Annotated in this window: 23 protein-coding genes; 9 read left to right on the top strand and 14 right to left on the bottom strand. The window is 63.9% G+C overall.

Going from position 1 to position 25919, the window contains the following annotated elements; all coding sequences use genetic code 11:
- The 5 genes from GM658_RS23440 to GM658_RS23460 are packed head-to-tail and all read right to left on the bottom strand — an operon-like array spanning position 1 to position 5329.
- On the bottom strand, positions 1–1293 hold the full coding sequence (locus tag GM658_RS23440) for a DUF4350 domain-containing protein (RefSeq protein WP_155456486.1): 1293 nt from the start codon (positions 1291–1293) through the stop codon (positions 1–3).
- Positions 1290–2882: a DUF4129 domain-containing protein gene (locus GM658_RS23445; RefSeq protein ID WP_155456487.1), complete on the bottom strand. Its 1593-nt coding sequence runs from the start codon at positions 2880–2882 to the stop codon at positions 1290–1292. The genes GM658_RS23440 and GM658_RS23445 overlap by 4 nt, the downstream gene beginning before the upstream one ends.
- Positions 2869–3828 carry a stage II sporulation protein M gene (locus GM658_RS23450; RefSeq protein WP_155456488.1) on the bottom strand — a complete coding sequence of 320 codons (960 nt, stop codon included), beginning with the start codon at positions 3826–3828 and terminating at the stop codon, positions 2869–2871. Before GM658_RS23450 ends, GM658_RS23445 begins: the two co-directional genes overlap by 14 nt.
- Positions 3825–4517 carry an RDD family protein gene (locus tag GM658_RS23455; RefSeq protein ID WP_155456489.1) on the bottom strand — a complete coding sequence of 231 codons (693 nt, stop codon included), beginning with the start codon at positions 4515–4517 and terminating at the stop codon, positions 3825–3827. Before GM658_RS23455 ends, GM658_RS23450 begins: the two co-directional genes overlap by 4 nt.
- Positions 4518–4543: 26 nt before the next feature.
- Positions 4544–5329 (bottom strand): substrate-binding periplasmic protein, encoded by a 786-nt coding sequence (locus tag GM658_RS23460; protein ID WP_155456490.1) that lies wholly within the window; start codon positions 5327–5329, stop codon positions 4544–4546.
- Positions 5330–5421: 92 nt separating this feature from the next.
- Between GM658_RS23460 and GM658_RS23465 the strand changes: the two genes are divergently transcribed.
- From GM658_RS23465 to GM658_RS23480, 4 genes are all read left to right on the top strand, one after another.
- Positions 5422–6336: a class I SAM-dependent methyltransferase gene (locus GM658_RS23465; RefSeq protein ID WP_170298935.1), complete on the top strand. Its 915-nt coding sequence runs from the start codon at positions 5422–5424 to the stop codon at positions 6334–6336.
- 1 nt (position 6337) lies between these two features.
- Positions 6338–7171: a GNAT family N-acetyltransferase gene (locus tag GM658_RS23470; protein ID WP_371865236.1), complete on the top strand. Its 834-nt coding sequence runs from the start codon at positions 6338–6340 to the stop codon at positions 7169–7171.
- A gap of 45 nt (positions 7172–7216) precedes the next feature.
- Entirely contained in the window at positions 7217–7948 is a 732-nt protein-coding gene (locus tag GM658_RS23475) for a MerR family transcriptional regulator (RefSeq protein WP_155456492.1), read from the top strand.
- Positions 7949–8034: 86 nt separating this feature from the next.
- The gene (locus GM658_RS23480) at positions 8035–8643 is read left to right on the top strand and encodes a DUF1579 domain-containing protein (protein ID WP_155456493.1); all 609 of its coding nucleotides are present in this window, start codon (positions 8035–8037) and stop codon (positions 8641–8643) included.
- On the opposite strand, the gene GM658_RS23485 is transcribed toward GM658_RS23480, so the two are convergent.
- The 3 genes from GM658_RS23485 to GM658_RS23495 all read right to left on the bottom strand — a co-directional run bounded on the left by GM658_RS23485 (position 8636) and on the right by GM658_RS23495 (position 12607).
- Positions 8636–9037, bottom strand: a complete 402-nt coding sequence (locus GM658_RS23485) for a VOC family protein (protein ID WP_155456494.1) — start codon at positions 9035–9037, stop codon at positions 8636–8638. The two genes, GM658_RS23480 and GM658_RS23485, sit on opposite strands and share 8 nt — an antisense overlap.
- Positions 9038–9241: 204 nt before the next feature.
- Entirely contained in the window at positions 9242–10849 is a 1608-nt protein-coding gene (locus tag GM658_RS23490) for a methyl-accepting chemotaxis protein (RefSeq protein WP_229417035.1), read from the bottom strand.
- Positions 10850–10954: 105 nt separating this feature from the next.
- Positions 10955–12607, bottom strand: coding sequence for a M28 family metallopeptidase (locus GM658_RS23495; protein ID WP_170298936.1), 1653 nt, complete (start codon positions 12605–12607; stop codon positions 10955–10957).
- 178 nt (positions 12608–12785) lie between these two features.
- Here GM658_RS23495 and GM658_RS23500 point away from each other — a divergent pair, with 178 nt between their 5' ends.
- Positions 12786–14810 carry a M13 family metallopeptidase gene (locus GM658_RS23500; protein WP_155456496.1) on the top strand — a complete coding sequence of 675 codons (2025 nt, stop codon included), beginning with the start codon at positions 12786–12788 and terminating at the stop codon, positions 14808–14810.
- Between the two features lie 104 nt (positions 14811–14914).
- Here the strand turns inward: GM658_RS23500 and trhP are convergent, their stop codons facing one another.
- Positions 14915–16210, bottom strand: a complete 1296-nt coding sequence (trhP, locus tag GM658_RS23505) for a prephenate-dependent tRNA uridine(34) hydroxylase TrhP (protein WP_155456497.1) — start codon at positions 16208–16210, stop codon at positions 14915–14917.
- 134 nt (positions 16211–16344) lie between these two features.
- On the opposite strand from trhP, the gene GM658_RS23510 reads away from it, so the two are divergent.
- Positions 16345–16806: a Rid family detoxifying hydrolase gene (locus tag GM658_RS23510; protein WP_211841919.1), complete on the top strand. Its 462-nt coding sequence runs from the start codon at positions 16345–16347 to the stop codon at positions 16804–16806.
- A gap of 2 nt (positions 16807–16808) precedes the next feature.
- Here GM658_RS23510 and GM658_RS23515 read toward each other — a convergent pair whose 3' ends face one another.
- The 4 genes from GM658_RS23515 to GM658_RS23530 all read right to left on the bottom strand — a co-directional run bounded on the left by GM658_RS23515 (position 16809) and on the right by GM658_RS23530 (position 19890).
- A complete protein-coding gene (locus tag GM658_RS23515) occupies positions 16809–17573 on the bottom strand; it encodes a ParA family protein (RefSeq protein ID WP_155456498.1) in 765 nt (254 codons plus the stop codon).
- Between the two features lie 67 nt (positions 17574–17640).
- Positions 17641–18120, bottom strand: a complete 480-nt coding sequence (locus GM658_RS23520) for a hypothetical protein (protein ID WP_229417036.1) — start codon at positions 18118–18120, stop codon at positions 17641–17643.
- A gap of 34 nt (positions 18121–18154) precedes the next feature.
- Positions 18155–18856 (bottom strand): LytR/AlgR family response regulator transcription factor, encoded by a 702-nt coding sequence (locus GM658_RS23525; protein WP_211841920.1) that lies wholly within the window; start codon positions 18854–18856, stop codon positions 18155–18157.
- Positions 18856–19890, bottom strand: coding sequence for a sensor histidine kinase (locus tag GM658_RS23530; protein ID WP_155456499.1), 1035 nt, complete (start codon positions 19888–19890; stop codon positions 18856–18858). The genes GM658_RS23525 and GM658_RS23530 overlap by 1 nt, the downstream gene beginning before the upstream one ends.
- Positions 19891–20029: 139 nt before the next feature.
- On the opposite strand from GM658_RS23530, the gene GM658_RS23535 reads away from it, so the two are divergent.
- Positions 20030–20929, top strand: a complete 900-nt coding sequence (locus GM658_RS23535) for a DJ-1/PfpI family protein (protein WP_155456500.1) — start codon at positions 20030–20032, stop codon at positions 20927–20929.
- Here the strand turns inward: GM658_RS23535 and GM658_RS23540 are convergent, their stop codons facing one another.
- Positions 20930–21946: an alpha/beta fold hydrolase gene (locus GM658_RS23540; protein ID WP_155456501.1), complete on the bottom strand. Its 1017-nt coding sequence runs from the start codon at positions 21944–21946 to the stop codon at positions 20930–20932.
- A gap of 89 nt (positions 21947–22035) precedes the next feature.
- Here GM658_RS23540 and GM658_RS23545 point away from each other — a divergent pair, with 89 nt between their 5' ends.
- Both GM658_RS23545 and GM658_RS23550 read left to right on the top strand, forming a co-directional pair.
- A complete protein-coding gene (locus GM658_RS23545) occupies positions 22036–23010 on the top strand; it encodes an MYG1 family protein (RefSeq protein WP_229417037.1) in 975 nt (324 codons plus the stop codon).
- A 71-nt stretch (positions 23011–23081) separates the two neighbouring features.
- Positions 23082–25919 carry an EAL domain-containing protein gene (locus GM658_RS23550; RefSeq protein ID WP_155456502.1) on the top strand — a complete coding sequence of 946 codons (2838 nt, stop codon included), beginning with the start codon at positions 23082–23084 and terminating at the stop codon, positions 25917–25919.

Raw genomic sequence — 25919 nt, forward strand, 5'->3', positions numbered from 1 at the left:
CTATCGCTCATGGTGGGCTCGCAATTGTTGGAGTATGGAGATCTGTCGTGTGAAATCGGCGGCGCGCGCGGCAGGTGCGCCCAGCAGGGCGTCGCTCACCAGCGCTTCCGGCAGTTGGGTCAGGCGCGCCAGGCGGCGTGCGCGTTCGTTGCCGTCCAGGGCGTGCAGTTCCGGCAGGCGGCGCAGCAACTGCTGCAGCGTGCGTTTGCGCACCGCTTCCAGCAGCAGGATGCGGCCTTGCGGCAGCTTCCACAGCCAGCGGCCGCTGGCTTCGATATGTTCGATCAGGGCGCGCCGCACGCTGTCGCCTGCCGGCAGCAGCGGGCCGAAACGGCGGGTGGCGTTCCAGGTCCAGAGCAGCAGCAGGGCGGCCAGGCCAAGCAGCACCGGGCGGCAGTGTTGCCACAGCCAGGCGGCCCAGCTGACGGTTTCGTTGTGCTGCACTACCAGGACCGGCGCTGTGGGGCCGCTTTGCGCGGCCAGCAGGAGCAGCAGCTCGCCGTGGTCGAACTGGCGCAGGCCCTGATTGTCGAAATAGCTTTCCACCCGGTCGGAAGCGACCATCGCCACTTTGCCCTTTCCTTCGGCGTAGACCAGGACGGACAGTTCAAGGGTGTCGCCCCACAACGGCGCTGGGCCCTTGCCTTCGAAGCGCTGCAGGCTGTCTTCCTGGCGGCGCAGTTCGATGGTGTTGGCGGCGCCGGGCGCGTTCAGGCAGACCAGGTGGGCGGGCGGTTCCGGCTCATCGTCGTCCTCCTCCTCATCTTCGTCCTTCTTGGCTTTGCGGGCTGCCGCCAGCTTTGCGCGGCGCTTGGCTTCCAGCGGGTCCAGGCGGCAGGCTTCATCCACACGCGTGCGGCCCGACATGGCGACGCCGAAGTGTTTGCCCATCGGGTCTGGCAGCTGTTCGCTGATGACCTCAGGCTTGTCGGCCTTGTCGTCGGAGTTCTGCACCCAGCCCGGCGTCATGATCAGGGTATTGCCGCGCTTGACCCAGTCCAGCAGCAGCCTGGCCTGGCGTTCATCCGGCTGGCGCGCATAAGGTGACAGCAGCAGCACACCGTCAGGCAACTGGTTCAGCAACTGGTAGTTGAGCATGGGTTCGAGCCGCACCTTGTGGCCGCTCGCTTCCAGCAGGCGCGTTGCGGCCAGCATCGGGTTCTTGACCTGCTCATCGGAGAAGTGAACCTGGCCGCGCCAGACCTTGTGGAAGAACAGATTCCATAATTCGTAGCCGCCGCCGGCCAGCAGCGCCAGGGCCAGCACGATCAGGAGGGAGTAGCGCCGTTTCATGCTGCCTCGCGATCGAAATGAGCCTGCCAGCTGCCGCACAGCGCAGACACGGTGTCGCTGGCCGGCCAGCGCGCGCCGTACGCTGCGTTCAGCCACAAGGTGGTGGCCTGGTCGGCCAGCGCCAGGCTGGCGTTATCCAGCTTGCCTGCCGCGTGTGCGTTGCGCGCGTGCGCCAGGCATTCGCCTTCGGTGTCGCCCTGGTGCAGGGTGAGCGACTGGCGGCTGACCAGGCGCGATAGCGTGGCGCGATAGAGCAGGGCCAGCGCGGCACGCTGCTGCCCTTGCTGCCACAGCGCGCGCACGGCGCTGGCGACGTCTTCCGGCAAACTCTCTTCGCGGATATCGAGGCCGCCGACTTCGGTGGCCAGTTTTGGCACGTGCGAGGACGAGAAATTGAAGCGCAGCGGCGCTGCGTAACGCCACAGCAGCCACACCACCAGGGCGATCGCCCCGATGATCACGCCGACCTTGAACACGCCGGCGAGGATGGCGGCCAGCCAGCGCGGCAGCAGGGGTTTGGATTTGTCCTTTTTCTTTTCTTCTTCCGGCGGCACGCGCAATTCCCATTCCTCTTCGCAGCGGTAGCCGCGCAAGTCGGTGTGTGCATAGACCTGGTCGAGCTGGCGCCGCACTTGCGCCTGTTCCGGCGAGAGGTCGGGGCCGCGGCCATTGCCTTCAGCCATCAGGTCCTTGGGCGGGGCGCAGTGCTGCGGGGCGGCGCCGGCGGCGGTTGCGGGAACCGGCTCGGCAGCCTGCACCGGCGGCGGCATGCCCAGCATGGCCATGGCCAGCAGCGGCGCCGCCATCAGCAGCGCGGCGGCATGGCGTGCCGTGGGACGGGCAGCTGGTGCGCGCAGCTGGCGCAGCACGATCTCCAGGTCCCAGGCTTCCAGCGTGGCGCGGCGATTCAGGTAAAGCGTGAAAGTGCAGGCCGTGTAGATCGGTCCGATCACAGCGGCGGCCAGGCACCAGGCGCCGGTGGCCAGGGCCGCCTGCAGCGCCGCATGGTCCTGCATATCGAAGAGGGCAAAGGGATTGGGCGTGGCGGCAGGCAGGAACAGGCTGACCAGGGCAAGCATGCCGAACATCAGCACCATTTCAAAGGTTGAGCAGGTGCCGCCGAACATCAGGGCCGCGCCGCCGGTGCCGTTGCGCGCAATGGTGGCGCGGCGTGCGGTGGCGGACTTGCCGCGCGCCTGCTCCAGAACCCACACCGGCTGGTGCAGGCCGCGACCGGCCATGAAGGGGCGCCACCAGGTCAGCATGCGGAACCAGCCGCCGCCCAGTTCGTGCGGCCAGGCGCGCAAGGCGGCGCGCCAGCTGGTTTGTTCACCGAACACCTGGCGTGCGAGCACGTGCAGCGGGGCCCGTTCCAGCAGGGGGCGCAGCCACCATGGCAGCAGCCAGCCGTAAATGGCGCCCGGCCAGTGCCAGCTGATCAGCACCGCCACCACCGACAGCGGAATCCAGAGCGCCAGCCAGGCCAGCCACACGTCGGCGCCGCCGGCGTGCAGCAGGGCGAAGCCAAGGTCCAGGCCTTGGGCATTGCTGCGCGGGCGCAGGTCCAGGCGCAGCTTATCGAGTTGCATGCTTGCCTTTCTCGCGGCCGGCGAAACCAAAGAACAGGAAGACCAGGGCCCAGCACACGGCGCCGACACTGAACTTGACTGCTGGCGGGAAGCTGCTGGCCGACCAGAAGGCTTCGAAGAAGGCGGCCAGCACGGTGAGCAGGGCGGCGCCCGCCACCACCGGGTACATCTGGATGCTGGCTTGCTGCAGGGCCTCGCGGCGGCGCAGCCGTCCCGGCTTGACCAGGGCCAGGCCGAGGCGGATACCGGACAGGCCGGACAAGACCAGGCCGGTCAGTTCAAAACTGGAATGGGTCACGACGAAGGACCAGAAATTGATGCGGGTAGCCGGATCGAGGCTAAGCCAGGCCGCCACCACGCCCATCTGCATGCCGTTGAACAGCACACTCAGCAAGGCCGGGATGCCGCCGAAAATGCCGCTGGCAAAAGTGCGGAAGCCGATCGAGACATTGTTCCAGATGTAGTGGCCGAACATCTGCACGTCGCCCTCGGTACCGCCGCGGCCGGTCTTGATCGCCGACGGTGAGTACATCTGGTGCATGCGCGCCAGGTCTTCCGGCGACGAGAACAGGTAAGCATTGTGCGCATCATGCGCCACCAGCAGGCCGATGGCGATGGCCGGGCCCAGAAGGCACAGCAGCACCAGCAGCAAGAGCTTCCATTCGGCACGCACGCGGCGCGGCAAGTCAAGGCGCAGCCATTGCAGCAGCACGGTGGGACGTTCCACCGCCACGCCGTACAGGGCGTGATGGCAGCGCGCCACCAAGCTGTGCAGGTAGGACACCAGCTGCGGCGAGTAGCCGCGCTGGCTGGCCAGCGCCAGGCATTGGCACAGGCGGCGGTATTGCTCCGGCAAGGCTTCGCGGCCCTCCGCGCCTTTGGCCAGCAGGGCGTCGATCTCGCTCCACAGCGGACCGTAGGTGGTTTCGAATTGGGCTTGTTTCATCGGACCAGTCCCGCCGCCATGCCGCGCAAGCGTTCCAGCGATTCTTCACCTTCGCGGCCGGTCAGCGGCGACGCGATGTCGGCCAGTTCCAGCATGCGTCCGTGCGGCAGCCGTTTTTCGCGTGCAAACAGGTCGGCCAGCGCGCGCTGCTGGTCCGGTGTTAGCGGGAATGGCAGCGGCAGCGGCGCCGCTTCCGGCACCTCGCTGCGCTTGGGCGGCTTGTCGCGGTACACCACCTGGGTGCCGGCCACGATATCGCCCAGGCGGCGGAAATGGCGGTCGCACAGCATGCAGAGCAAGCCGGAAGCATATGCCATCGGCAGGAAGTCCGCCACCAGCAGCAGGTTGCGCAGCACCGATTCGCGCCAGCGCACAGGCAGGCCGTCGGCGCGCAGCACCTGCAGGCCGACCACGTATTTGCCGAGGGTGCGGCCGCTGGCATACACCTCGCACAGCACTGGATAAGCCCAGTAGCCCAGGAACAAGGCCAGCAGGAACAAGCCGCTCGATAGTTTTCCGGAAGGGACGGTCGCGCCAAGGATGGCGGAAATGATACCGGTGACCACCAGCCAGACCAAAAAGTCGATCGCCCAGGCGTAAGCGCGTACCACGGGACCGGCGGGAGTCAGTTGCAAACGCACGCCTTCAGGGGTGATCAGTGACAGGCGGCCATCAAGGAAACAATTCATGTCTTTTATTTAACCATAAAATTTCCTTAATGAAAATGTTTTACGCCTGCCGCCTCCTCTAATTGTCGGTAATCACGCGACAGGCGCACCGAACCGATCGCTTGCCAGATCGCTTCGATACGCTGCGGGTCGCGCTCATAGGCGCCACGCGCCACCATCAGGTGCAGGTTGACGGTGGAAAAGGGCTGCTCCGCTTGCTGAACCCGGCCTTTGAAGCGCGCGTCTTCCTGCGCCAGTTTGCTCGCTTCCAGGCCTTGCAGGATGGCCGCGTCGAAGCCGCCGGCGGCCAGCATGCGCAGCGCATCGGCGGCCGACTTCACGGTTTCATGCGGGTCGTAGCTTTTTTCGCGCAATTGCTGGGCCACCAGGTAGCCTGATTGCACGACGACCGCCTTGCCGGGGACCTGCAGCTCGTGGCCGTCCCAGCGCGCATTGCCCCCAACACGCAGGAAGACCAGGGCAGTATCTTCAAACATGGCGCGCGATGGATCTTCCCGGCCGTCTGGCAGTTGCGGGATGCGCGACCAGGCGCGCCGGCTGACGGCGTCGGCGGCGCCAATGACACCGTCAACCTGGCCGAGCTTCAATTCACTCAAGCAGCGCTTCCACGGTTTGGGCGTGTAAGTGAAATGTTCGTTGAGGAGAGTTTCGACCCTTTTCAATAATTCGAAATTCAGGCCTTTGCCGCTGGGAGTGCTCCAGGGCCGCTGGTCGACATCTTCGTAGCAAAGGCGCAGCGGCGGGCCTTTCGCCGCATGGGCTGCCGTGCCGGTCATCAAAGCCAGCAGTACGCAGAGGCTTTTGTAGCTCATGCAACCAAGATTATCATGCGGGTGCACCCTGGCGGTTGTTTTGTTGGCATAATGACAGCGAATAATCTTTTCAGAGAGACGCAATGCGCGCAATGCGGCAGGCAATTTCAAGCGGGACCCAGCACCTGCGACCGGTGCAGGATGACGCGCTTTCGGCACGCTACGTCGAAATTGGGCTGGCGGTGCGCGAGGCTTTCCGTACGCCCGCCCTGCGTGAAACGTTTATCGCCCGCCTTAAACCGCACCGCCGCCTGATCGCCGGCAGCGTGCCGGCCGGCATACAGCAGCATGGCTTGCTGCCGGCGCGGGCGGCGACCTGCCGCTTGTCCGACGTTTCCGACGCCGACCTGGCGCAATGGCTGGTCGACGACGGCCGCCTGATCTACGGTGAATTCACGCAGCAGGAACTCGACAATTATTTCAACGAGATGGCGCCGTACCTGCCGCCGAAAGGCCATTTCATCGATCTGGGCAGCGGCTTGGGCAAGGTGGTCATGAGCGCGGCGCTGGCTTTTCCCGGCCTGCGCTGCACGGGTGTTGAGCTGCTCACCTACCGGCACGAAATGGCGCAGGTGCGGCTGGCGGAAATGCTGGCGGCGGGTGTCGCCGAAAACCGGGGCGTGGCGGCCAATGTAGCGCGCCGTATCCGCCTTGTGCAGCAGGACATGTTCGACGCCGATGTCAGCGATGCCTCCCTGGTGTATGTCTACAGTACCTGCTTTGCGCCATTGATGGACCGGCTGGCCGACAAGCTTGCGCGCGAATTGCAGCCGGGCGCGCTGGTGACCACGGTCACCTTCCCCATGCAGCACCCGGCCTTTGAACTGGTGAAGCAGTTTTCTCCGCCAAGCGTGGCGTGGACGACGGTATACCTGTATCGCCGCCGCAGCGCACTTGATCCGCTGCCGGCTGAACCGCCTAAATTCCTTTACGAGCAGGATAGCGCGGCATGGGAGTACGCTGTTCGTGCCGCCTTCGCCGCTTACGACGCGACATCAGGAGCCTGACGTGGATATCCGCGCGATGACCTTGCCCGAGCTGGAGATGGTGCTCGAATGGGCGGCGGCGGAAGGGTGGAATCCGGGCTTGTCCGATGCCGCCAGTTTTCATGCTGCCGATCCTGGCGGCTTCCTGCTCGGCACGCTGGATGGCGAACCGGTGGCCAGCATATTCGCGGTGCGCTATGGCAGCGGCTTCGGTTTTATCGGCGGCTATATCGTGCGGCCTGCGTTTCGCGGCAAGGGCTACGGCATGCAGATATGGCGCGCCGGCATGGCGCTGCTTGCTGGGCGCAACGTAGCGCTGGATGGTGTGCCGGCACAGCAGGCCAATTACGCCCGCTCCGGTTTCAGGCTGGCGCATCGCAATGTCCGTTACGAAGGGCGGGGCAGCACCTTGCCGGCGCCAAGCCGCGTGCTGCCGCTGGGTGCGGAAGATATCGATGAACTGTTGGCCTACGACCGCGCCTTCTTTCCTGAAGATCGGGTCGTGTTCATGCGGTGCTGGCTGCAGCAGCTTGGCAGCGTCATGCTCGGCGTGCGCGAGGGCGGCGCGCTGCTTGGCTACGCCGTCTTGCGTCCATGCCGTAACGGCTTCAAGGTTGGGCCGCTGTGCGCCGAGTCGCCGGACGTGGCGGATGAATTGCTGCAAGCCCTGCGCGGGCGCGTGCCAGAGGACGAGCCGATTTTCCTCGACGTGCCGGAGCCGAATGCTGCGGCGGTGGCGCTGGCGGCGCGGCACGGCATGCGCGCCTGCTTCGAAACCGCGCGCATGTACACGGGCGCCGACCCTGCATTGCCGCTTGCGCGCCAATATGGCATCACAACTTTTGAATTAGGCTGAAAAAGTGCTTGACCCTGACGTGGCGTCAACCTTGAGGATGGCTGCATGTACACCGTAAAACAGCTCTCCGACATCACCGGCGTCACCGGGCGCACGCTGCGCTACTACGACAGTATCGGCCTGCTCAAGCCTACGCGCATTGGCGATAACGGCTATCGCTATTACAACGAAGCGGCTTTGCTGCGCTTGCAGCAGATCCTGTTCTACAGGGAGATGGACGTGCCGCTGGCCGCCATCTGCGACATCATGTCGCAACCTGGCTTCGATGTATTGGCGGCGCTGCAAAGCCATAAGCAGGCGCTGGCCGGCCGGCTGCAGGAATTGCAAGGGCTGATTTCCACGGTGGACAAAACCATCCTCCACCTGAAAGGAAAGCAGACCATGAAAGCAGTTCAGATGTTCGACGGCTTGCGCGAGCGCCAGCACAAATACCAGCAGGAAGCGGAGCAGAAGTACGGCAAGGATGCCGTGCAAGCCTCGGCCCGCCAGTGGCAAGGCTACAGTGAAGGCAAGCAGCAAGCCCTGATCGATGAAGGCAACGCGATCTACGCTGAGCTGGCGGAAGCGATGCCGCATGGCGCCAGCAGCGACGGCGTGCAAGCCCTGGTCGCCCGCTGGCACGACCACATGCAGCACTTCTGGCCCGCTGAGCGCGAGCACCTGCCGCGCCTGGCCGCCACCTACCGCGACGACCCACGCTTCCGCGCCAACTTCGACAAAATCCACCCCGACCTCGCGCCTTTCATGGTCGAAGCCGTCAGCATCTACGCCGCCTGACGCGGAAACGCAGCGGCGTGGTTGACAGGGCTGCGCGGAGGCGCGGAGAATGGCTGCTCCACAACCCTGCTGGATAGGAGGAAGTCATGAAGCTCCGTCGTATCGCGCAGTACCTGGTTGTTGTTGCTGGATTCACGCTGGGCGGCGCCGCCATGAGCGCTGCGCCGGATAAGAAGAAGGCCGCGCCGCCCGACGACAAGGCGGCGATGGAAATGATGGCCAAAGCCGCCATGCCTGGCGAAGCGCATAAGAAGCTCGATCCGCTGGCCGGTAAATTCACGGTCAAATCCAAAATGTGGATGGACCCGTCCAAACCGCCTGAAGAAACCGACGGCTCCACTGAGCGCAAGTGGATCATGGGGAACCGCTACCTGCAGGAGAACTACCAGGGCAAGTTCATGGGCCAGCCTTTCGACGGCATGGGCATCCAGGGTTATGACAACGTGACGAAGAAGTACTTCGGCAGCTGGATCGATTCCGGCGGGACCGGCATGACGCTGGCGCATGGGGCCATGAACGGCAACACCATCAAGTACAAGGGCATGATGTCCGACCCAATGAGCGGCAAGGAAATCCCCTACACCATGAGCGTGGCCATTACCGACAACGACAACCACAAGCTGGAGATGTGGGGACCCGGGCCGAATGGCAAGGAAATGAAGTGGATGGAAATGAGCTACACCCGCGTCAAGTAGCCAAGTCCCCCCCGGCACGCCGATGCTGGTTCGCCTGCAGCGGCGTGCGCTGTGCCACCTCCAGCAAGATTCCCCACGTTGTCCGGCAGTAGAAGCCAGGCCCGCCGCGCAACTCCTGCAGCGCTGATAAGCCGGCAACCCCGGCAGCGGCCAGCTCCGCATGCTTGGCGCAGACAGCGCCGGCGTCATCGACCAGGAAGCCGATATGGAAAGTCTTCGGATAGACGGGCGCTTCGTTGCGGGTCAAGACCAGGGTAACGCCGCCGTCGCCGGACAGCACGGCCATGCCGCAGTTGCCCTTGGTAAGCAGCAGGGAAAAGCCGAAATGATCGGCCAGGAAAGCGGAAGCCGCAGCCACGTCGGGCACGGAAAGGTCGAGATGATTGAGTTGCATAGTCACTCCAATGTTGGTGGGCCCAACGGGAGTGCCTGGAGATCGACCGGCCACGCCCCGACGAGCCCGAGACGCAAATGCGCCGGGATCGTCGTGGGTTCTCATGCCTGACAGCGCATGGAGCAGAGCTCTCCGGAAGGAGAGGGGCCGGGCTTACCTGAAACCGGTCCTGCCTTTTTCGACTGGGCGGATCATAGCATGACTTCAGCTGCGGCCAAGGCGCGGTACTTTGCGCCCCGCAGCGCCGGACGAATCGGCCTCGACCCGGAACACGCCGACCGCTTGCAGCAGGGCCGCCGATTGCTGCTGCATGCTGGCCGCCGCCGCGGCGGCCTGTTCCACCAGGGCGGCGTTCTGCTGCGTCACCGCATCCATCTGCGAAATCGCTTCGTTAACTTGCGCGATACCGGCGCTTTGCTCGTGGCTGGCGGTGCTGATCTCGTTGACGATCTGGCGCACGCGGTGCACGCTTTCCACCACTTCCTGCATGGTGCTGCCGGCCTGGGCGACCAGCGTGTTGCCGACGCCCACCGTTTCCACCGATGCCCCGATCAGGTCCTTGATCTCCTTGGCCGCCGCAGCGCTGCGCTGCGCGAGGTTGCGCACTTCCGATGCCACGACGGCGAAACCGCGGCCTTGTTCGCCGGCGCGCGCCGCCTCCACGGCGGCATTCAGGGCCAGGATATTGGTCTGGAAAGCGATGCCGTCAATCACGCTGATGATGTCCACAATCTTGCGCGAGGAGCTGTCGATGGAAGCCATGGTCTCCACCACCTGCGACACCACGGCGCCGCCTTTCTGCGCCACTTCCGATGCGTTGGCCGCCAGTTCGTTGGCGGTGCGCGCGCTGTCGGCGTTCTGGCGCACGGTGGCGGTGAGTTCCTCCATCGAGGCGGCCGTTTCTTCCAGCGAGCTGGCCTGGCTTTCCGTGCGCGCCGACAGGTCGCTGTTGCCGGCAGCGATCTCGCTTGAGGCGGTGGCGATGGTATCGGTTGCCGTGCGCACCGAGCTGACGATGCGCGCCAGGTCGTCGCGCATGCCTTTCAGGGCGTTGACCATGCTGCTGTCGTCATCGCGCTTCACTTCGATCGGCACGGTCAGGTCGCCGCCGGCGATGCTGCGCGCAATCGAGGATGCGTAATCGGGTTCACCGCCCAGCTGGCGCAGCATGCCGCGTGCGATGAAGACGCCGATGCCGAGCAATACGGCAGCCAGCACCACGGCGCCCGCCGCAAACGTCATGGCGCGCCCGCGCACGGTGGCATCGACCGTATCGACATACACGCCGGAGCCGAGGATCCAGCCCCATGGTTCAAATCCTTTGACGTAGGAGACCTTTTGCACCGGCTTGTCGCTGCCCGGCTTCGGCCACATGTAATCGACAGGGCCGGCGCCGGCCTTCTTGACCATGTTGACGAATTCTACAAACAGGAATTTCCCGGTCGGGTCCTTGTTGGTACTGAGGTCTTTGTTATCGAGCTCGGGTTTGATCGGATGCATGATCATCTTCGGCTGCATATCGTTCAGCCAGAAATATTCGCCGTTGCCATATCGCAACACCTTGATCGCTTCCATGGCCTTTTTCTGGGCTTCGGCGCGAGGCAGGGCGCCGCTGGCTTCCTGCTTTTGGTAATAGTCGAGTATGCCGTACGCGGTTTCGACCGCCTGCCGCACATTGCTAGTGCGTTCTTCGAGGATGAGCGTGCGTTCGGAAATGAGGAAGATTGCGGTAAGAATGATGATGCCGAGGATGGCCCCGGCGTTGAGCACTGCCAGCTTCTTCGCAATGCTCATCGACTGCGTGAAATTCATGGTTTGCCTCCAGCTGTATCAATCTTTTTATGAACCCAGCATGGCACGGACCGTAGAAAAAGAAAAGGCCCTCGGTCGAGGGCCTTGGACTGCATTTACATTTTATTATTTGGCGCGCTTGGCCGCGCTTTGGTCACGAATCGCGCGGAACTCGGAGTCGCTCGACCAGTTTGGCCAGGCCTTCGATTCGGCCAGGTCGCGGCCCAGGCTATACAGCACGCCCAGGTCGCGCGCCATGCCGGTGAACGGCCACTCGGCATGCCACTCGTCCGAAGGCTGGTGGTAGTTATGCTCGGTGTACGCTTCCTGTGCGGCCTTGCCAGCGGCCAGGCCGCCTTCGATCCAGTCTTCGCCGGAGTCGAGCGACAGTGCGGGCACGCCGCGCTTGGCCATCGAGAAGTGGTCGGAGCGGAAGAAGTAGCCGGCTTCGGTGTGCGGATCAGGCATATAGACGACGTCGACGGCCTTGAACTTGGCGATCAGCATATCCAGCAGGTCCAGCTTGGCGCTGCCGGAAATGGTGAAGTTGCGCGTCGGGCCGTATGGGCTCAGGGCATCCATATTGATCATGCCGACGGTGGTCGCCAGCGGGTAGACCGGGTTGGCGGCGTAGTACTCGGAACCGAGCAAGCCTTTCTCTTCCGCAGTCACAGCCAGGAATACCACGCTGCGGCGCGGCGCAGGCGCCTTGCCGTACACGCGCGCCAGTTCCAGCAGGGCGGCGATGCCGGTGCCGTTGTCGATGGCGCCGTTGTAGATCTTGTCGCCCTTGGCATCCGGTTCGCCGACGCCCAGGTGGTCCCAGTGGCCGCTGTAGATCACGGTTTCGTTGGGAGCGGTGGCGCCTTCGCGCACGCCCAGCACGTTCTTCGACTTGATCACTTGCGTGTCCACAGCGTAGTGGGCCGACAGGCTCACGCCTTTCAGTTCCATCGGCTTGAAGTCGCGCGTCTGCGCCTGCTTCTTGGCCGCTTCGAAATCGAGGCCGGCGCGCTTGAACAGGTCTGCCGCCACGTCGCGCTGGATCCAGGCTTCCATCGGCGCATGCGCCTTGGCTGCATCTTTGCGCACGATGTCGTACATGGTGTTGGTGTTGGAATTCTTTACGGTCGCCCAGCCGTAGGAAGCTGGCGCGGTTTCGTGCACGATCAGGGTGCCGATTGCGCCCTGGCGCGCCATTTCTTCGTACTTGTAGGTCCAGCGGCCGTAGTAGGTCATTGCCTTGCCGCCGAAATCGCCTTCGCCGGTTTCGAAGTCCGGGTCGTTGATCAGCACCACGGCCAGCTTGCCCTTCAGGTTCATGCCCTTGAAGTCGTTCCATTTGCGCTCAGGCGCGTTCACGCCGTAGCCGACGAACACCAGCGGCGCTTTGTCGAAGTCCACGCGCTTGGCGCCATTCATCGCCGCGCGTACCGCGATCTGCTCGCCTTGCGCGAACGGGATGCTGTCTTTGCCGGCTTGCGCCTTCAGCGTCATCGGGCCCTTGATTTCAAAACGGCCCAGCGGCACTTCCTGGTACCAGCTGCGCTTGCCCTTGACCATGTCGCCGCCCGGTTTCAGGCCGGCTGCTTCGAATTGTTTGGCGATGTATTCGGTGGCCTTTACTTCGCCGGCGGTGTTCGGGCCGCGGCCTTCGAATTCATCGGATGCCAAAACTTTAACGTCTTGCGACAGGTGCTGGGGATCGATCTTAGGCACGTCTTGCGCATGCGCTGCGGTAACAGCGAGTAGCACGGTGGCCAGCGCGGTATGTTTCACTGGTAACCTCCTGGGATGGGTGAATGGGACTAAAACCCGGCAAGTATCGGCTTTGCGCGGCCGCAGGTCAAATTCCCGTGGCTGTGTAACACAGTGTTGCTGGAACGGCCGCAGCCGCCCGGGCGGGCCTCGCCTGCGGCATACTTCGCATGATTTTTTTTCACCGGAGCTTTAACGAATGAAACGCACAATCCTCGGCAGCCTGATTTTTGGCCTGGTTTGTTCCCACGCTTTCGCAGCGGACCTGCAATCGGGCATCGACAAGGCCGGCATCGACCAGCAAGTCCGCGCGCAGGACGACTTTTTCCGCTACTCGCAAGGCAAGTGGCTGAGCGACGTGGAGATCCCGGCAGACCGTTCGAGCTGGGGGGCGTTCAACGTAGCGCAGGAAAAGGTGGAAGGCCAGCTGCGTTCCATCATCGAAAAGGCGGAGCAGGACAAGACGCGCCAGCCAGGTTCCGATGCGCAGAAGATCGGCGACTATTACGCCAGCTTCATGGACCAGGCGCGCCGCGACGCACTGGGCCTGAAACCGCTGAACGAGGAACGCGCCCGCATCGCCGCGCTGTCCGACAAGAAGGGCATCGCCACGCTGGCGGCGCACCTGGAGAGCATTGCCAACGCCTCCCCGCTCGACATGAGCGTGCGCCAGGACGCGAGGGATTCGACGCGTTACGTGGTCGGCATCCACCAGTCCGGGCTGGGTTTGCCGAGCCGCGACTACTTCCTGTCCGATAAGGATGCGCGCCTGAGCGACATCCGCGCCAAGTACCAGCTGCACGTGGAAAAAATGCTGGCGCTCGCCGGCCATGCGCAAGCGGCGCAGGAAGCGGCGCAGATCGTGGCGCTGGAAACCGACATCGCCCGGGCCCAATGGTCCGGCGTACAAAACCGCGACCCGGTCAAAACCTACAACAAACTGTCGCTGGCCGAACTGAAAGCGCTGATGCCAGGCTTTGACTGGGACGCCTACCTGAAGGGCGCTGGCGTAGCGGGCAAGATCGATTCCGTGATCGTCGGCCAGCCAAGTTTCCTCGCTGCGCTGGACAAGCTGATTGACGCCACCCCGCTGCCGGTGTGGAAGGCTTACTTCGAATTCCACCTGGTCAGCTCCTTCGCGCCTTACCTGTCGCAAGACTTTGTGGACGAGAACTTCGCCTTCCGCGGCGGCGTGCTGGCTGGTACCAAGGAAAACCGTTCGCTGCAAAAGCGCGCGATCGCGGAAGTAAACCGCGAACTGGGCGAAATGGTGGGCAAGGCCTATGTCCAGGAATACTTCCCTGCCGAGCGCAAGCAGCAGGTGCTGGAAATGGCGCAGAACTTCATCATCGCCTTCCGCGAAGGCATCGACACGCTGGAGTGGATGAGCCCGGAAACCAAATTGCAGGCAAAAGCCAAGCTGGCCAAGATCAACGTCAAGGTCGGCTACCCGGACAAATGGCGCGACTATTCCCGGCTGACGGTGGAGCGCAACGACCTGGTCGGCAACATCCTGCGCTCGCGCGAATTCGCCCACAAGCTCGCTGTCGAAAAGCTGGGCAAGCCGGTGGACCGCGCGGCATGGAGCATGACGCCGCAAACCGTCAACGCCTATTACAGCCAGACGTTGAACGAGGTGGTCTTCCCGGCGGCCCGCCTGCAAGACCCGCTGTTTGACCCGAAGGCGGAACCGGCCATCAACTACGGTGCGGTGGGCATCTCCATCGGCCACGAAATCAGCCACGCCTTCGACGACAAAGGTTCGCAATACGACGGCGAAGGCAACCTGCGCAACTGGTGGACCAAGGAAGACGGCGAGAAGTTCGCGGCGCGCGGCAAGATGCTGGTGGCGCAATACAACGGCTACAGCCCTGTCCCCGGCTACAATGTCAATGGCGAGTTGACCCTGGGCGAAAACATCGCCGACAACGCAGGCTTGATCATGGCCACCCGCGCCTACAAGATCTACCTGAAAGGCAAACCCGCCCCGGTCATCGATGGCTACACTGCCGAACAGCGCATCTTCCTGGGCATGGCGCAAGCCCGCCGCGGCAAGGCGCGCGACGCGGCGCTGATCCAGCAGGTGAAGTCCGACCCGCACTCGCCGTCCGAATTCCGCGTCAACGGCAGCCTGAAAAACCACCCCGGCTTCTACGACGCCTTCGGCGTGAAAGAGGGCGACAAGATGTACCTGCCGCCGGACCAGCGCGTGATCTTCTGGTAATCGCTAGCACCTAAAAAGTCGGGGTCAGCTCCGGCAATCGGACACAAATTTCGCATCGCGAAATTTGTGTCCGATTGCCAGAGCTGACCCCGACTTTTATCTTGCTACAGGTAGCGCGACAGGAGTGCGCCATCCAGCCATTCATCGAGCTGGATGCGCACGATGTGGCCGCTGCCTGGGGCTACCGCGATATCGCTGCCATCATCCGCCAGCAGGCGGTCCAAGGTGATATCGCGGTTGCCGCTTGGGTGCATCACCTCAATGCGATCGCCCACCGCGAAATGGTTCTTCACATCGACGCGCGCCCAGCCGTTCTCCATCCCGATCACGTCCCCGACATACTGGCTGCGGTCCGTCTCCGACGCGCCGCGCATGTAATTCTGGTGCTCCTGCGTGTGGTGGCGCTGGTAGAAGCCGTCCGTGTAGCCGCGGTTGGCCAGGCCTTGCAGCTGGCCGAGCAGGCTTTCGTCGAAAGGGCGGCCGGCGAGCGCGTCGTCGATGGCCTTGCGGTAGACCTGCGCCGTGCGCGCGGCGTAGTAAGCGGACTTGGTGCGGCCTTCCACCTTGAGTGAGGTGACGCCGATTTTCACCAGGCGCTCGACGTGCTCCACCGCGCGCAAGTCCTTTGAATTCATGATGTAGGTGCCGTGTTCGTCCTCGAAGATCGGCATCAGCTGGCCGGGACGGCCGGCTTCTTCCAGCAGGTAGGTCTGGCTGGCGAGCGGGTGGCGCGGCTGCTGGTGCAGCACAGAGATGTCGCCAGTCGCGTCCGGGCAGCCTTCGCCGACCTTGTAGTCCCAGCGGCAGGCATTGGTGCAGGTACCCTGGTTGGCGTCGCGGTGGTTGAAGTAGCCGGAGAGCAGGCAGCGGCCCGAGTAGGCCATGCACAGGGCGCCGTGCACGAACACTTCCAGCTCCATGTCGGGGCAGCGCTGGCGGATTTCCTCGATCTCGTCGAGCGACAGTTCGCGCGACAGGATCACGCGCGTCAGGCCCAGGCGCTGCCAGAACTTCACGTCGGCCCAGTTGACGGCATTGGCCTGCACCGACAGGTGGATCGGCATATCCGGCCATTCTTCGCGCACCATCATGATCAGGCCTGGGTCGGCCATGATCAGCGCATCGGGCTTCATGGCGATGACCGGCGCCATATCGCGCAGGTAGGTCTTGAGCTTGGAATTGTGGGCGAAGATATTGCTGGCCACGAAGAACTGCTTGCCGCGTGCGTGGGCGCCGTCAATGCCTTGCTGCAGCGCCTGCAGGGTGGAGAAATCGTTATTCCTCACGCGCAGGCTGTAGCGGGGCTGGCCTGCGTAGACGGCGTCGGCGCCGTAATCGAAGGCGGCGTTCATTTTCGCCAGGGAGCCGGCGGGCAGGAGGAGTTCGGGGGCGGTCAGCATGAGAGGCAAAATGCGCAAGCATAGCCATGCCGCCACGGCCCCGCCATGACCTGGATCAAATTTCAAGTTGTTAATTGACTGTCGGTGGCCGGGTGCTACATTGGTTGGACAACCTTGCCCGAAAGGATGTCGCCATGAAGCTGCGTTCTTGCAAGTTATGCCCCCTCCTGGCCCTTGCCCTTGCCCTTGCTGGTTGCGTGACGATGTCGCCTGCGCCGGTGCGCATGATTGCCGTCGATGCCGCGCCCAAGGCGATCGGCCCGTATTCGCAGGCCGTGGCCGCGAATGGCTTCGTCTACACCTCGGGCGTGATCCCGCGCGATGCGGCGGGCCAGGTCATGCAAGGCGACATCCAGCCGCAGGTCAACCGCGTATTCGATGTGCAGGAGGCGGTGCTGGCCGGGGCAGACTGCAGCTTGAAAGACGTGGTCAAAGTGACGGTCTATATGACGGAGCTGGGCGACTTCGCCAAAATGAACGAGGCTTATGGCAAACGCTTCGGCGACCATCGCCCGGCCCGTACCACCATCCAGGCTGCGAAGCTGCCAGCCGGGGCGGCTCTCGAAATCGATATGGTGGCGGCTTGCGGGCGTTAGCTTTAGCGAAGCTCGCCGTACAGGGCGAGGAATTCCTGGCTTAGCTTATGGCTGCGGTCCAGGTGGATCATCGGCAGGTTGCGCTCATGCGATTCGCGAATGCGGATCGAGCTTGAGAGCTTGTTCTCGAATACCGGCAGGCCTTCTTCCTTGAGCTGGTCCACCATGCGCTGCGGCAGGTTGGCGCGCGGCTGGAACTGGTTGACCACGATGCCTTCGATCTGCAGGTTCGGATTGTGGTCGGCCTTGATCTCTTTCACGTTGTTGACCAGGGTGTACAGCGCCTGGCGCGAAAAGTCGTCGCAGTCGAAGGGAATCAGGCAGCTGTCGGCGGCGATCAGGGCCGACTGGGTGAAGAAGTTGTAGGCCGGCGGCGTGTCGACGAAGATTTCGTCGTAGTCCTTTTCCAGTTCGTTCAGCGTGTCGCGCAGCTTGTAGATCTTGTGGCGCGACTCGAGCTTCGATTGCAGGTCGCCCAGTTCCGGGTGCGCCAGCATGATGGACAGGTTGTCGAAGGGCGTGGCGTGCACGTATTCGCCGGCCGGCTTGGCGAACATGCTGAAGCTGAGCATCTGTTCGAAGTAGGCGCCCAGGGTGGGCGCCATGTCCCGCGTCGCCGCGCCGAGCACATAGCGGCTACTGTTGCACTGCGGGTCGATGTCGATCAGGAGCGTGCGCTTGCCATGGTGCGCCGCAATGGCCGCCAGGTTCACCGCAATGGTCGATTTACCGACTCCGCCCTTCTGGTTGAAGATAACGCGCTTCATCTGCTGGCCTCCGCATGGCTAAGATTGCATCGATTCTAGCATGATGCGGTGCAGCAAACGCAAGCTTTCAAACCATGTGGCAGGAAGTCGACTCCATGATGCCTTTCAGGTAGCCGCGGCGTACTTTGCCGGCCAGGACCGCCGCTTGCGCATGGCGCGATTGGCGCTCCGCGCCACTCAGCTTGCGCAGCCAGCCGCGGAAGGGGATGGCGCCTTCCACCGTGTTTTGCAGGGCGCCAGTGGCAGCGTTGCCCAGGGCTTCGCGCCCCTGGTCCATGTGGCCCAGTTTTTCTTCAGGGACGTCGAGGTCCGGGCCCAGCTGTTCATCCAGGTCAGCAACCTGCTGCTGCAGGGAGGTACAGCTCATGTCGGAAGGGACCTTGTACGGGTTGCCCATCGCGTCGCGCAGCACGCCGGGGATTTCCACCTTGCTGATATTGAGGTCGCGCAGCGGCGTCTTCGAAATTTCCTGGATGCGGTCCTGCTCTTTTTGGGTGGCGCACGCGCTCAGGGACAGCACGGCCATGGCCAGTATCAGACGTTGCATAGATCCTGAATGGTTAAGAAAAATGCAAGTATAACTAAAGCGGGGCCAATTTATCCAGTACGGATTTGCGGTAGCTCCGGCTCATGCGCAGGCGCTGGGCCGATTGCAGCACCACTTCATATTCGCCGTCTTCGCGCAGCTCCAGCGCGCGCACGTGCTCGAGGTTGACGATGGCCGAGCGGTGGATGCGATGGAAGCCGTGCGGCGCCAGCTCGCCTTCCAGGTCGGACAGGCTGCGGCGCAGCATGTGCGCCCGGCCGCCGGCGTGCAGGGTGGTGTAGTAGTCGCTCGCTTCGACCCAGTCGATGTCGGCGAACTTCACTACCTCCAGTGTGCCGCCATTGCGGATGATGAAGCGCCGCGTTTCACCCGGTACGCGCAAGCGTTCCTTCACGCGTTCGAGCACCCGTTCGAAGCGCCGGTCGTCGAAAGGCTTGAGCAGGTAATCAAGCGCACCGACTTCAAAGGCGCGTAGCGCGAACTGGTGGTGGGCGGTGACGAAGACAATCGCAAACGGCGGCGCGGTGCCCAACTGTTCGAGCAGCTCGAAACCGTCGCACTCCGGCATTTCCACATCGAGGAAGACCAGGTCGGGCCTGGCCGCAGGCAGTGCAGCCAGGGCGTCCTGCGCAGAGCCGCATTGGGCGACCACGCTGATGGCCGGGTCGCGCGCCAGCAGGTGGACCACATTGCTGCGCGCCAGCGGCTCGTCGTCGATGATCATGGCGCGCAGCATTATTGCTCCCGGTAGGGCAGGCTGACGGTAGCCAGCACGCCTTGCTCCACGTCGCGCAACAGCAGCGACTGGGCCGCGCCATACAGCGCCTGCAGCCGCAGGCGGGTGTTGGACAGGCCAACGCCATGCTGGCCGCTTGCCGCCAGGGCCGGGCCTTCATTGAAGACGGTCAGGGTGAGCGTTTCGCCATCGCGCGCGGCGCTTACGCTCAGCGCGCCGCCCTTGGCGCGTTTGGCGATGCCGTGCTTGATGGCGTTTTCCACCAGTGGCTGCAGGATGAAGTCCGGCACCTGGGCGCGCGCCAGGCCGTCAGGGATCTCGAGCTTGCAGCGCAGGCGGTCGGCAAAGCGCAATTGCTGGATCTCCAGGTATTTGCACAGGAAGTCCACTTCGTCTTCCAGGGCCACCAGCTGGCGTTCGGAACTGTCGGTCACGCGCCGCAGCAGGTCGCCCAGCGCGGCGACGGTGGCGATGGCCTCATTGTCCTTTTTCTCGCGAATCAGGCCGGTCACGGTGTTCAGTGCATTGAAGATGAAATGAGGCTCCAGTTGCAGCCGCAGGGCCGCCAGCTGCGCCTGCGCCAGCAGTTCGCGCTGCTGCGACAGGCGCTTGCGCGTCGCAAAAGTCACGCTCACGGCCGCGATGGCGCCATACAGGATGACGTCGCCCACCAGGTTGCCGATGAACCTGGCCTTCCACAGCGGCAGGAATGGGTCTGCTCCCCTAGGGTAGGCGAAGGGGTTGGTCGTGGTTTCCAGCATGGCGGCCCAGGCGGTCCATACGGCGCCGATGGCCAGGCAGGCCAGGGCGTGCACGGACCAGTTGCGGGCCGAACGCGATGGCAGCGGAAAGTGCAGCAGCAGCTTCAGGGCAAGCGGCGTGGCGGCAGCCCAGACGCCCCAGCCTGACACGGTGACGAAGAACAGCGTCCACCAGTTGTGCTGCATGCCCATGGCCTTCATCGACACCACGGTCTGCGTTGCGTCGAACAAGGCCAGTGCCAGCCAGGCGAAGAAGGGAGCGATTGCGGTCATGGCCGCAATGATAGGGGAATTCCCTCACTGCCGGTGACGGGTTTGCAGCGAAACCACAGCCGTTTGCAGCGAACTGCCTCGCGCCGGCCGAGGGGGCGATGGGAGACTACAGGCCTTGATAAACCTGGAGGCCTGAATCATGAAAAGAAGAGAACTGTTCCGCATTTCCACCGTAATGGGCCTGGGCGCGGCGCTGCCGGCGCTGGGCCTGGCCAAGGCGCCGTCTGCCGGCGCGGCTTTCCCGGCATTGCCCTTGCACCCGCCGGCGCAAGGCAGCATCCCGGTAGCCGTCCTGCTTTCAGACAATGCCGTGGTGATCGACTTTGGCGGACCGTGGGAAGTGTTCTCCAATGTCAGCGTACCGGGGCGGGGCGACGGTCCGGCGTTCCAGCTGTACACGGTTGCCGCCACGGAGGCGCCGATCACCACAATGGGCGGCATGAAGATCGTGCCGAACTACACCATCGCGAATGCCCCGCCGCCCAAGGTGATCGTCATCCCGGCCCAGACCGTCAACGACCCGGCCGTGCTGGAGTGGCTGCGGCAGGCCTCGCGCGCTGCCGACCTGACGATGTCGGTCTGCACCGGCGCGTTCGTGCTGGCACATGCGGGACTGCTGGACGGCAAATCAGCCACCACCCACCACAGCGCCTTCAACGAGTTCGCCATGCGCTACCCTGCCGTCTCGCTCAAGCGCGGTGCACGCTTTGTGGAAGAAGGCAAGTTCGCTACTGCCGGCGGCCTGTCTTCCGGCATCGACCTTGCGTTGCGCGTGGTCGAACGCTACTTCGGCCGCAGCGTGGCCAGCAGCACCGCTTACACGATGGAATACCAGGGCCAGGGCTGGCTGGATCCCATGTCCAACAGCATGTATGCCAAGCGGCGGGTGGCGAGCGCCGATCACCCGATTTGTCCGGTGTGCGAGATGGACGTGGACAAGGCGAGCGACCCGGCGTCCACATACCGCAAGCGCACCTACTACTTCTGCAGCGCGGAGCATAAGCGCCTGTTCGACGCGCAGCCGGAAAAGTTCACCTGATCACAGCGCCGCGACGTCGAGGATGGCCTGGGCAAAGTCGCGCGGCGCCTCCTGCGGCAGGTTATGGCCAATGCCGCCAGCCAGCGTGCGATGCTGATATTTGCCGGTGAACTTGCCGGCATAGGCGGCAGGCGCGGCGTGCGGGGCGCCGTTGGCGTCGCCCTCCATCGTGATCGTGGGCACCGAGATCGCCGGGCTTTGCGCCAGGCGCGCTTCCAGCGCATCGTATTTGCGCTCGCCGTCGGCCAGGCCAAGCCGCCAGCGGTAGTTGTGCACCACGATGTCCACATGGTCCGGATTGTCGAATGCCGCGGCACTGCGGGCAAAGGTGGCTTCGTCGAAGGCCCATTTGGGCGACGCAGTTTGCCAGATCAGGCGGTTGAAGTCCTTGCGGTTGGCTTCATAACCGAGGCGGCCACGCTCGGTGGCGAAGTAGTACTGGTACCACCAGGCGAATTCCGCTTGCGGCGGCAGCGGCTTTTTGTTGCCGGCCGGGGTGCCGATCAGGTAGCCGCTGACCGAAACCAGGGCCTTGCAGCGTTCAGGGAACAGTGCGGCGATGATGCAGGCCGTGCGCGCGCCCCAATCGAAAGCGCCGAAGATGGCCTGCGGGATCTTCAATGCATCCATCATGGCGATGATATCCAGCGCGACGGCGGTCTGCTGGGCATTGCGGAAAGTGTCTTTGGACAGGAAGCGCGTGCTGCCATAGCCGCGCAGGTAAGGCATGATCACGCGGTAGCCGGCGCTTGCCAGCAGGGGCGCCACGTCCTCGAAGCTGTGGATGTCGTAGGGCCAGCCATGCAGCAGGATGACCGGCTGGCCGGCGGCCGGCCCCAGCTCGGCGTAGCCGATTTCCAGTTCTGCCGTGCGTACCGTGCGCAGCGTGCCGAGTGAACGGCCGGCGTTGGCCGGCAAGGCAGCCGCCAAGGCGACCGGCGCGAGCACAGACAGTCCCGCCAGGGCGAATGCACCGCCCAGTATGGAACGGCGTTGCTGGTTGACTTTATTGTCCAAGGCATTCTCCGCAAGAAGTTGATGGTTGGGTCAAGTATAGGTAGGAAACGTATCTGGATTGTGTCACGGTATATCATGAAGCAGTTTCAATGATTGGACTCCGCATGCTTATCGTGACCCACAGCGGCAAATTCCACGCAGACGATGCCTGGGCCGTCGCTGTCCTGAATGTTCTATTCCCAGACGCGGACATTATCCGCACGCGCGACCAGGCAGTCATCGATACTGCCGATTTCGCCGTCGATGTCGGCGGCGTCTACGACCCGGCTGCGGGTCGCTTCGACCACCATCAAAAGGGTTTTGACGTGGCGCGCCAGTCCGGTGTTCCCTATGCCAGCGCAGGACTGGTGTGGCGCGAGTACGGTGCACGCTGCGTGAGCGCACTGGCGCTGGCCCATACAGGGCACGCACTGGCCGACGACAAGGCGCGCGAAATCGCCTACGGCATCGATGCCGACGTGGTGCAATACCTCGACCTGTCGGACGTGGGCGCGGCCAAGAGCGCACCGGGCGGCTATGGCCTGTCGGCGGTGGTTTCCGGCTTCAACACCAACTGGCTGGACGAGGACAGGCTGGGCTACGGCGCCGCGGCGGAGGAATACCGCTTGTCCCAGTTCCGCCGCGCCATGGCCTTGCTGACCGACGTCATGGTCAACGCGGTGCGCTACCGCGTCGGCGCCTTGCTGGCGCTGGCGCAAGTGCGCCAGGCGCAGGTCCTGGAAGACGGCAAGCTGCTGTTCCTGAAGAATGCCGCCCTGCCGTGGACCCAGGTGGTGCGCAAGGAAATGCCGAAAGTACTGTTCGTCATCAGCTACAGCATCGGCGAGCAGCGCCACGTCCTGCACACCGTGCCGGTCAGTGCCGAGAGCTTCGATGCCAGGGCCGACCTGCCGGCTGCTTGGGCCGGCTTGCGCGACGCCGAACTGGCAGCGGTCACCGGTGTGCCGGACGCCGGCTTCTGCCACAACGGCCGCTTCATCGCCACGGCCAAGTCGTATGAAGGCATACGCGCCATGGCGGCACTGGCACTGGAAGACGTAGCTACTAATATGCAAGGAAAATAGTCGCTAGCTAAGTGCTTTCCGTACGGGGAAAATAAGCTACTCTATAGCCTCAGCTCCTTGGAAAGGACGCCATGCGCATTTCGACCAAGCTTACCGTCGTCGTTGCGACGGTCTTCGCCGTGATCGGCGTTGCCGGGCTGTTGACCATCAACCAGATGCGCGACATCACGCAGCGCTCGATCGGCTCCGAGGCGGTAAACCTGGCGCAGGCCATGTCGACCCTGATGGCCTTCGAAGTGACCCAGCATGCGGGGGAAGCGCGCCAGCGGCGCTACCAGGAGTTGGTCGATTTTTTCGTCACGCATGAAAAGCGCGATATCGAGATTGTCGCGCCCGACCTGACCATCCTGGCGGATGTCACCACCAACCATATCGGCACCTCCATTGAGGCGGGCGAACGGCGGCAGGTCATCGCCCAGACCTTGCGTGACGGGCAGGCGCGCATGACCAGGGAAGCCGCTACTGAAAACGAACCGGAAATGCGCCAGGTGGTGGTGCCGGTGCGTGACGGCGCCAGAAACATCATTGCCGCCCTGGTGTTCGAATACACGCCGCTGTACAACGATATGACCGCACTGGCGGCGAAGGCTTTCCGCCAGCTGGCCATCCTGGCCCTGGCAGGTGCGGCGCTGGCCCTGGGCTGCGCGCTGTACCTGGCGCGCTCTGTGTCGGCGCCCTTGCGCCAGCTGACCGAAGCGGCCCTGCAACTGGGGCGCGGTCAGCGCGCGCAGGCGGCAGTGCGCGACGCCAGCGACGAGATCGGCGAACTGGCTACCGTCTTCAATTCCATGAGTTCTGCGCTGCACCTGCGCGAACGCGCAATGGAGTCGACCTTCAATGGCATCATGATCGTCGACCTGGGCAAGCCCGGCTTCCCGCTCGAATACGTCAACCGGGCATTTGAGCGCATCACCGGCTACACGGCGGCACAGGTGCTGGGCAAGCCTTCGGACTTCCTGGTGCGCGGCGACGTCGACCAGCCCGGCCTGCACGAAATCCGGCTGGCCATGCGCGAGGGACGGGAAGCGCACGCGGTGCTGCGCGGCTACCGCCGCGACGGCGAACCCTTCTGGAATGAAGTCAGCATTGCCCCGGTGCGCAGCGACGACGGACCGCCCAGCCATTACGTGGCCATCATCAGCGACATTACCGAGGCGCGCAACGATTCCGACCAGCTGGCGCACCAGGCCCAGTTCGATATCCTGACCGGCCTGGCCAACCGCAGCCTGATGATGGACCGCCTGAAGCAGGCGATCGGCAGCGCGCAACGGCACGGCGAGCGCATCGTGGTCGCCTTCATCGACCTCGACGACTTCAAGCTGATCAACGATAACCTGGGCCATGAGGCCGGCGACCAGCTGTTGCGCGAAGTGGCGCAGCGCCTGCAGGCAAGCATACGCCCGCGCGACACGGCGGCGCGCTTCGGCGGCGATGAGTTCGTGCTCCTGCTGCGCGAAGGCGAGCAGGGCGCGCTCGGGGAAGCGCAGCTGACCGAACGGATTCGCGCCGTGCTGGAAAGCGTGGCTGCCCCGCTCACGCTGGCCGGGCGCGATATCCAGGTCCATTGCAGCATCGGCCTGGCTGCCTTCCCGCAGGACGGCGCCGATGCGGAAATCCTGGTCAAGCACGCCGACACCGCCATGTACCGCGCCAAGGAGCTGGGGCGCAACGGCTTCCAGTTCTTCACCGAAGCCTTGCAGCTGCGCGCGCAGCAGCAGCTGGAACTGGGGGCGAGCCTGCACCTGGCGCTGGAGCGCGACGAATTCGAACTGCACTACCAGCCGCAGGTAAGCCTGCGCAGCGGTCGCGTGGTCGGGCTGGAGGCGCTGCTGCGCTGGCGCCACCCGGACAAGGGCTTGCTGGGACCGGGCCATTTCATCTCCTTCGCCGAAGAATCGGGGCTGATCATCCCGATCGGCGAGTGGGTGCTGCGCCGCGCCTGCAAGCAGAACAAGGCCTGGCAGGATGCCGGCCTGCCGCCGTTGCCGGTGGCAGTCAACATCTCGGCGCGCCAGTGTGCGCAGCAGGAACTGGAGGCCGTGGTGCGCGCGGCGCTGGCAGACAGCGGCCTGGCGCCGCACTACCTGGAGCTGGAACTGACCGAGAGCATTTCAATGGCCGACCCCGAACACAGCGTGCCCATGATGGAGCGCATGAAGGCCATCGGCGTCGAATTGTCGATCGACGATTTCGGCACCGGCTATTCGAATATGAGCTACCTGAAGCGCTTCCCTATCGACCGCCTGAAACTCGATATCTCCTTCGTGCGGGAAATCACGACCGACCCGGGCAGCCTGGCCATCTCGGACGCCATCATCACCATGTCGCACAGCCTGCACCTGGAAGTGGTGGCGGAAGGCGTGGAGACGGAAGGCCAGCTGGCGCTGCTGGCCCAGCGCCAGTGCGATATCGTGCAGGGCTTCTATTTCAGCAAGCCGCTGGCGGCCGATGCGCTGGAAGCGCTGCTGCGCGCCGACTACCGCCTGCCGGGCCACCTGACCGGGCGCGCGGCCGATGCACCGGCCCTGCTGGTGCTCGACGACGACACCCATATGCTGGATTTGCTGGACCTGGTGTTGAGCAATGAAGGCTACCGCGTGCACGCCGTCAGCGACCCGGAGCAAGCGTTCGAGATCCTGGCCCGCCACCAGGTGGCGGTGCTGCTGTGCGACCAGCGCATGCCGGCCATCAGCGGGGTGGAATTCCTGAGCCGGGTACGCCGCATGTATCCCGAGGTGCTGCGCATCATGCTGAGCGCTTGCGACGATGCCGAATCGACGCGCCAGGCGATCAATATGGGCGCGGTCTACAAATTCATTGAAAAGCCGGTGGAGCAGGCTACGCTGGTAGCCCTCGTGGCCGAGGCCTACCAGCTCTATCACGCCGGGCGCGGTCAGCAGACCGCCTGA

The sequence above is a fragment of the Massilia eburnea genome (genome assembly GCF_009720745.1).
In the GTDB taxonomy this organism is placed as follows: Bacteria; Pseudomonadota; Gammaproteobacteria; order Burkholderiales; family Burkholderiaceae_D; genus Rugamonas; species Rugamonas eburnea.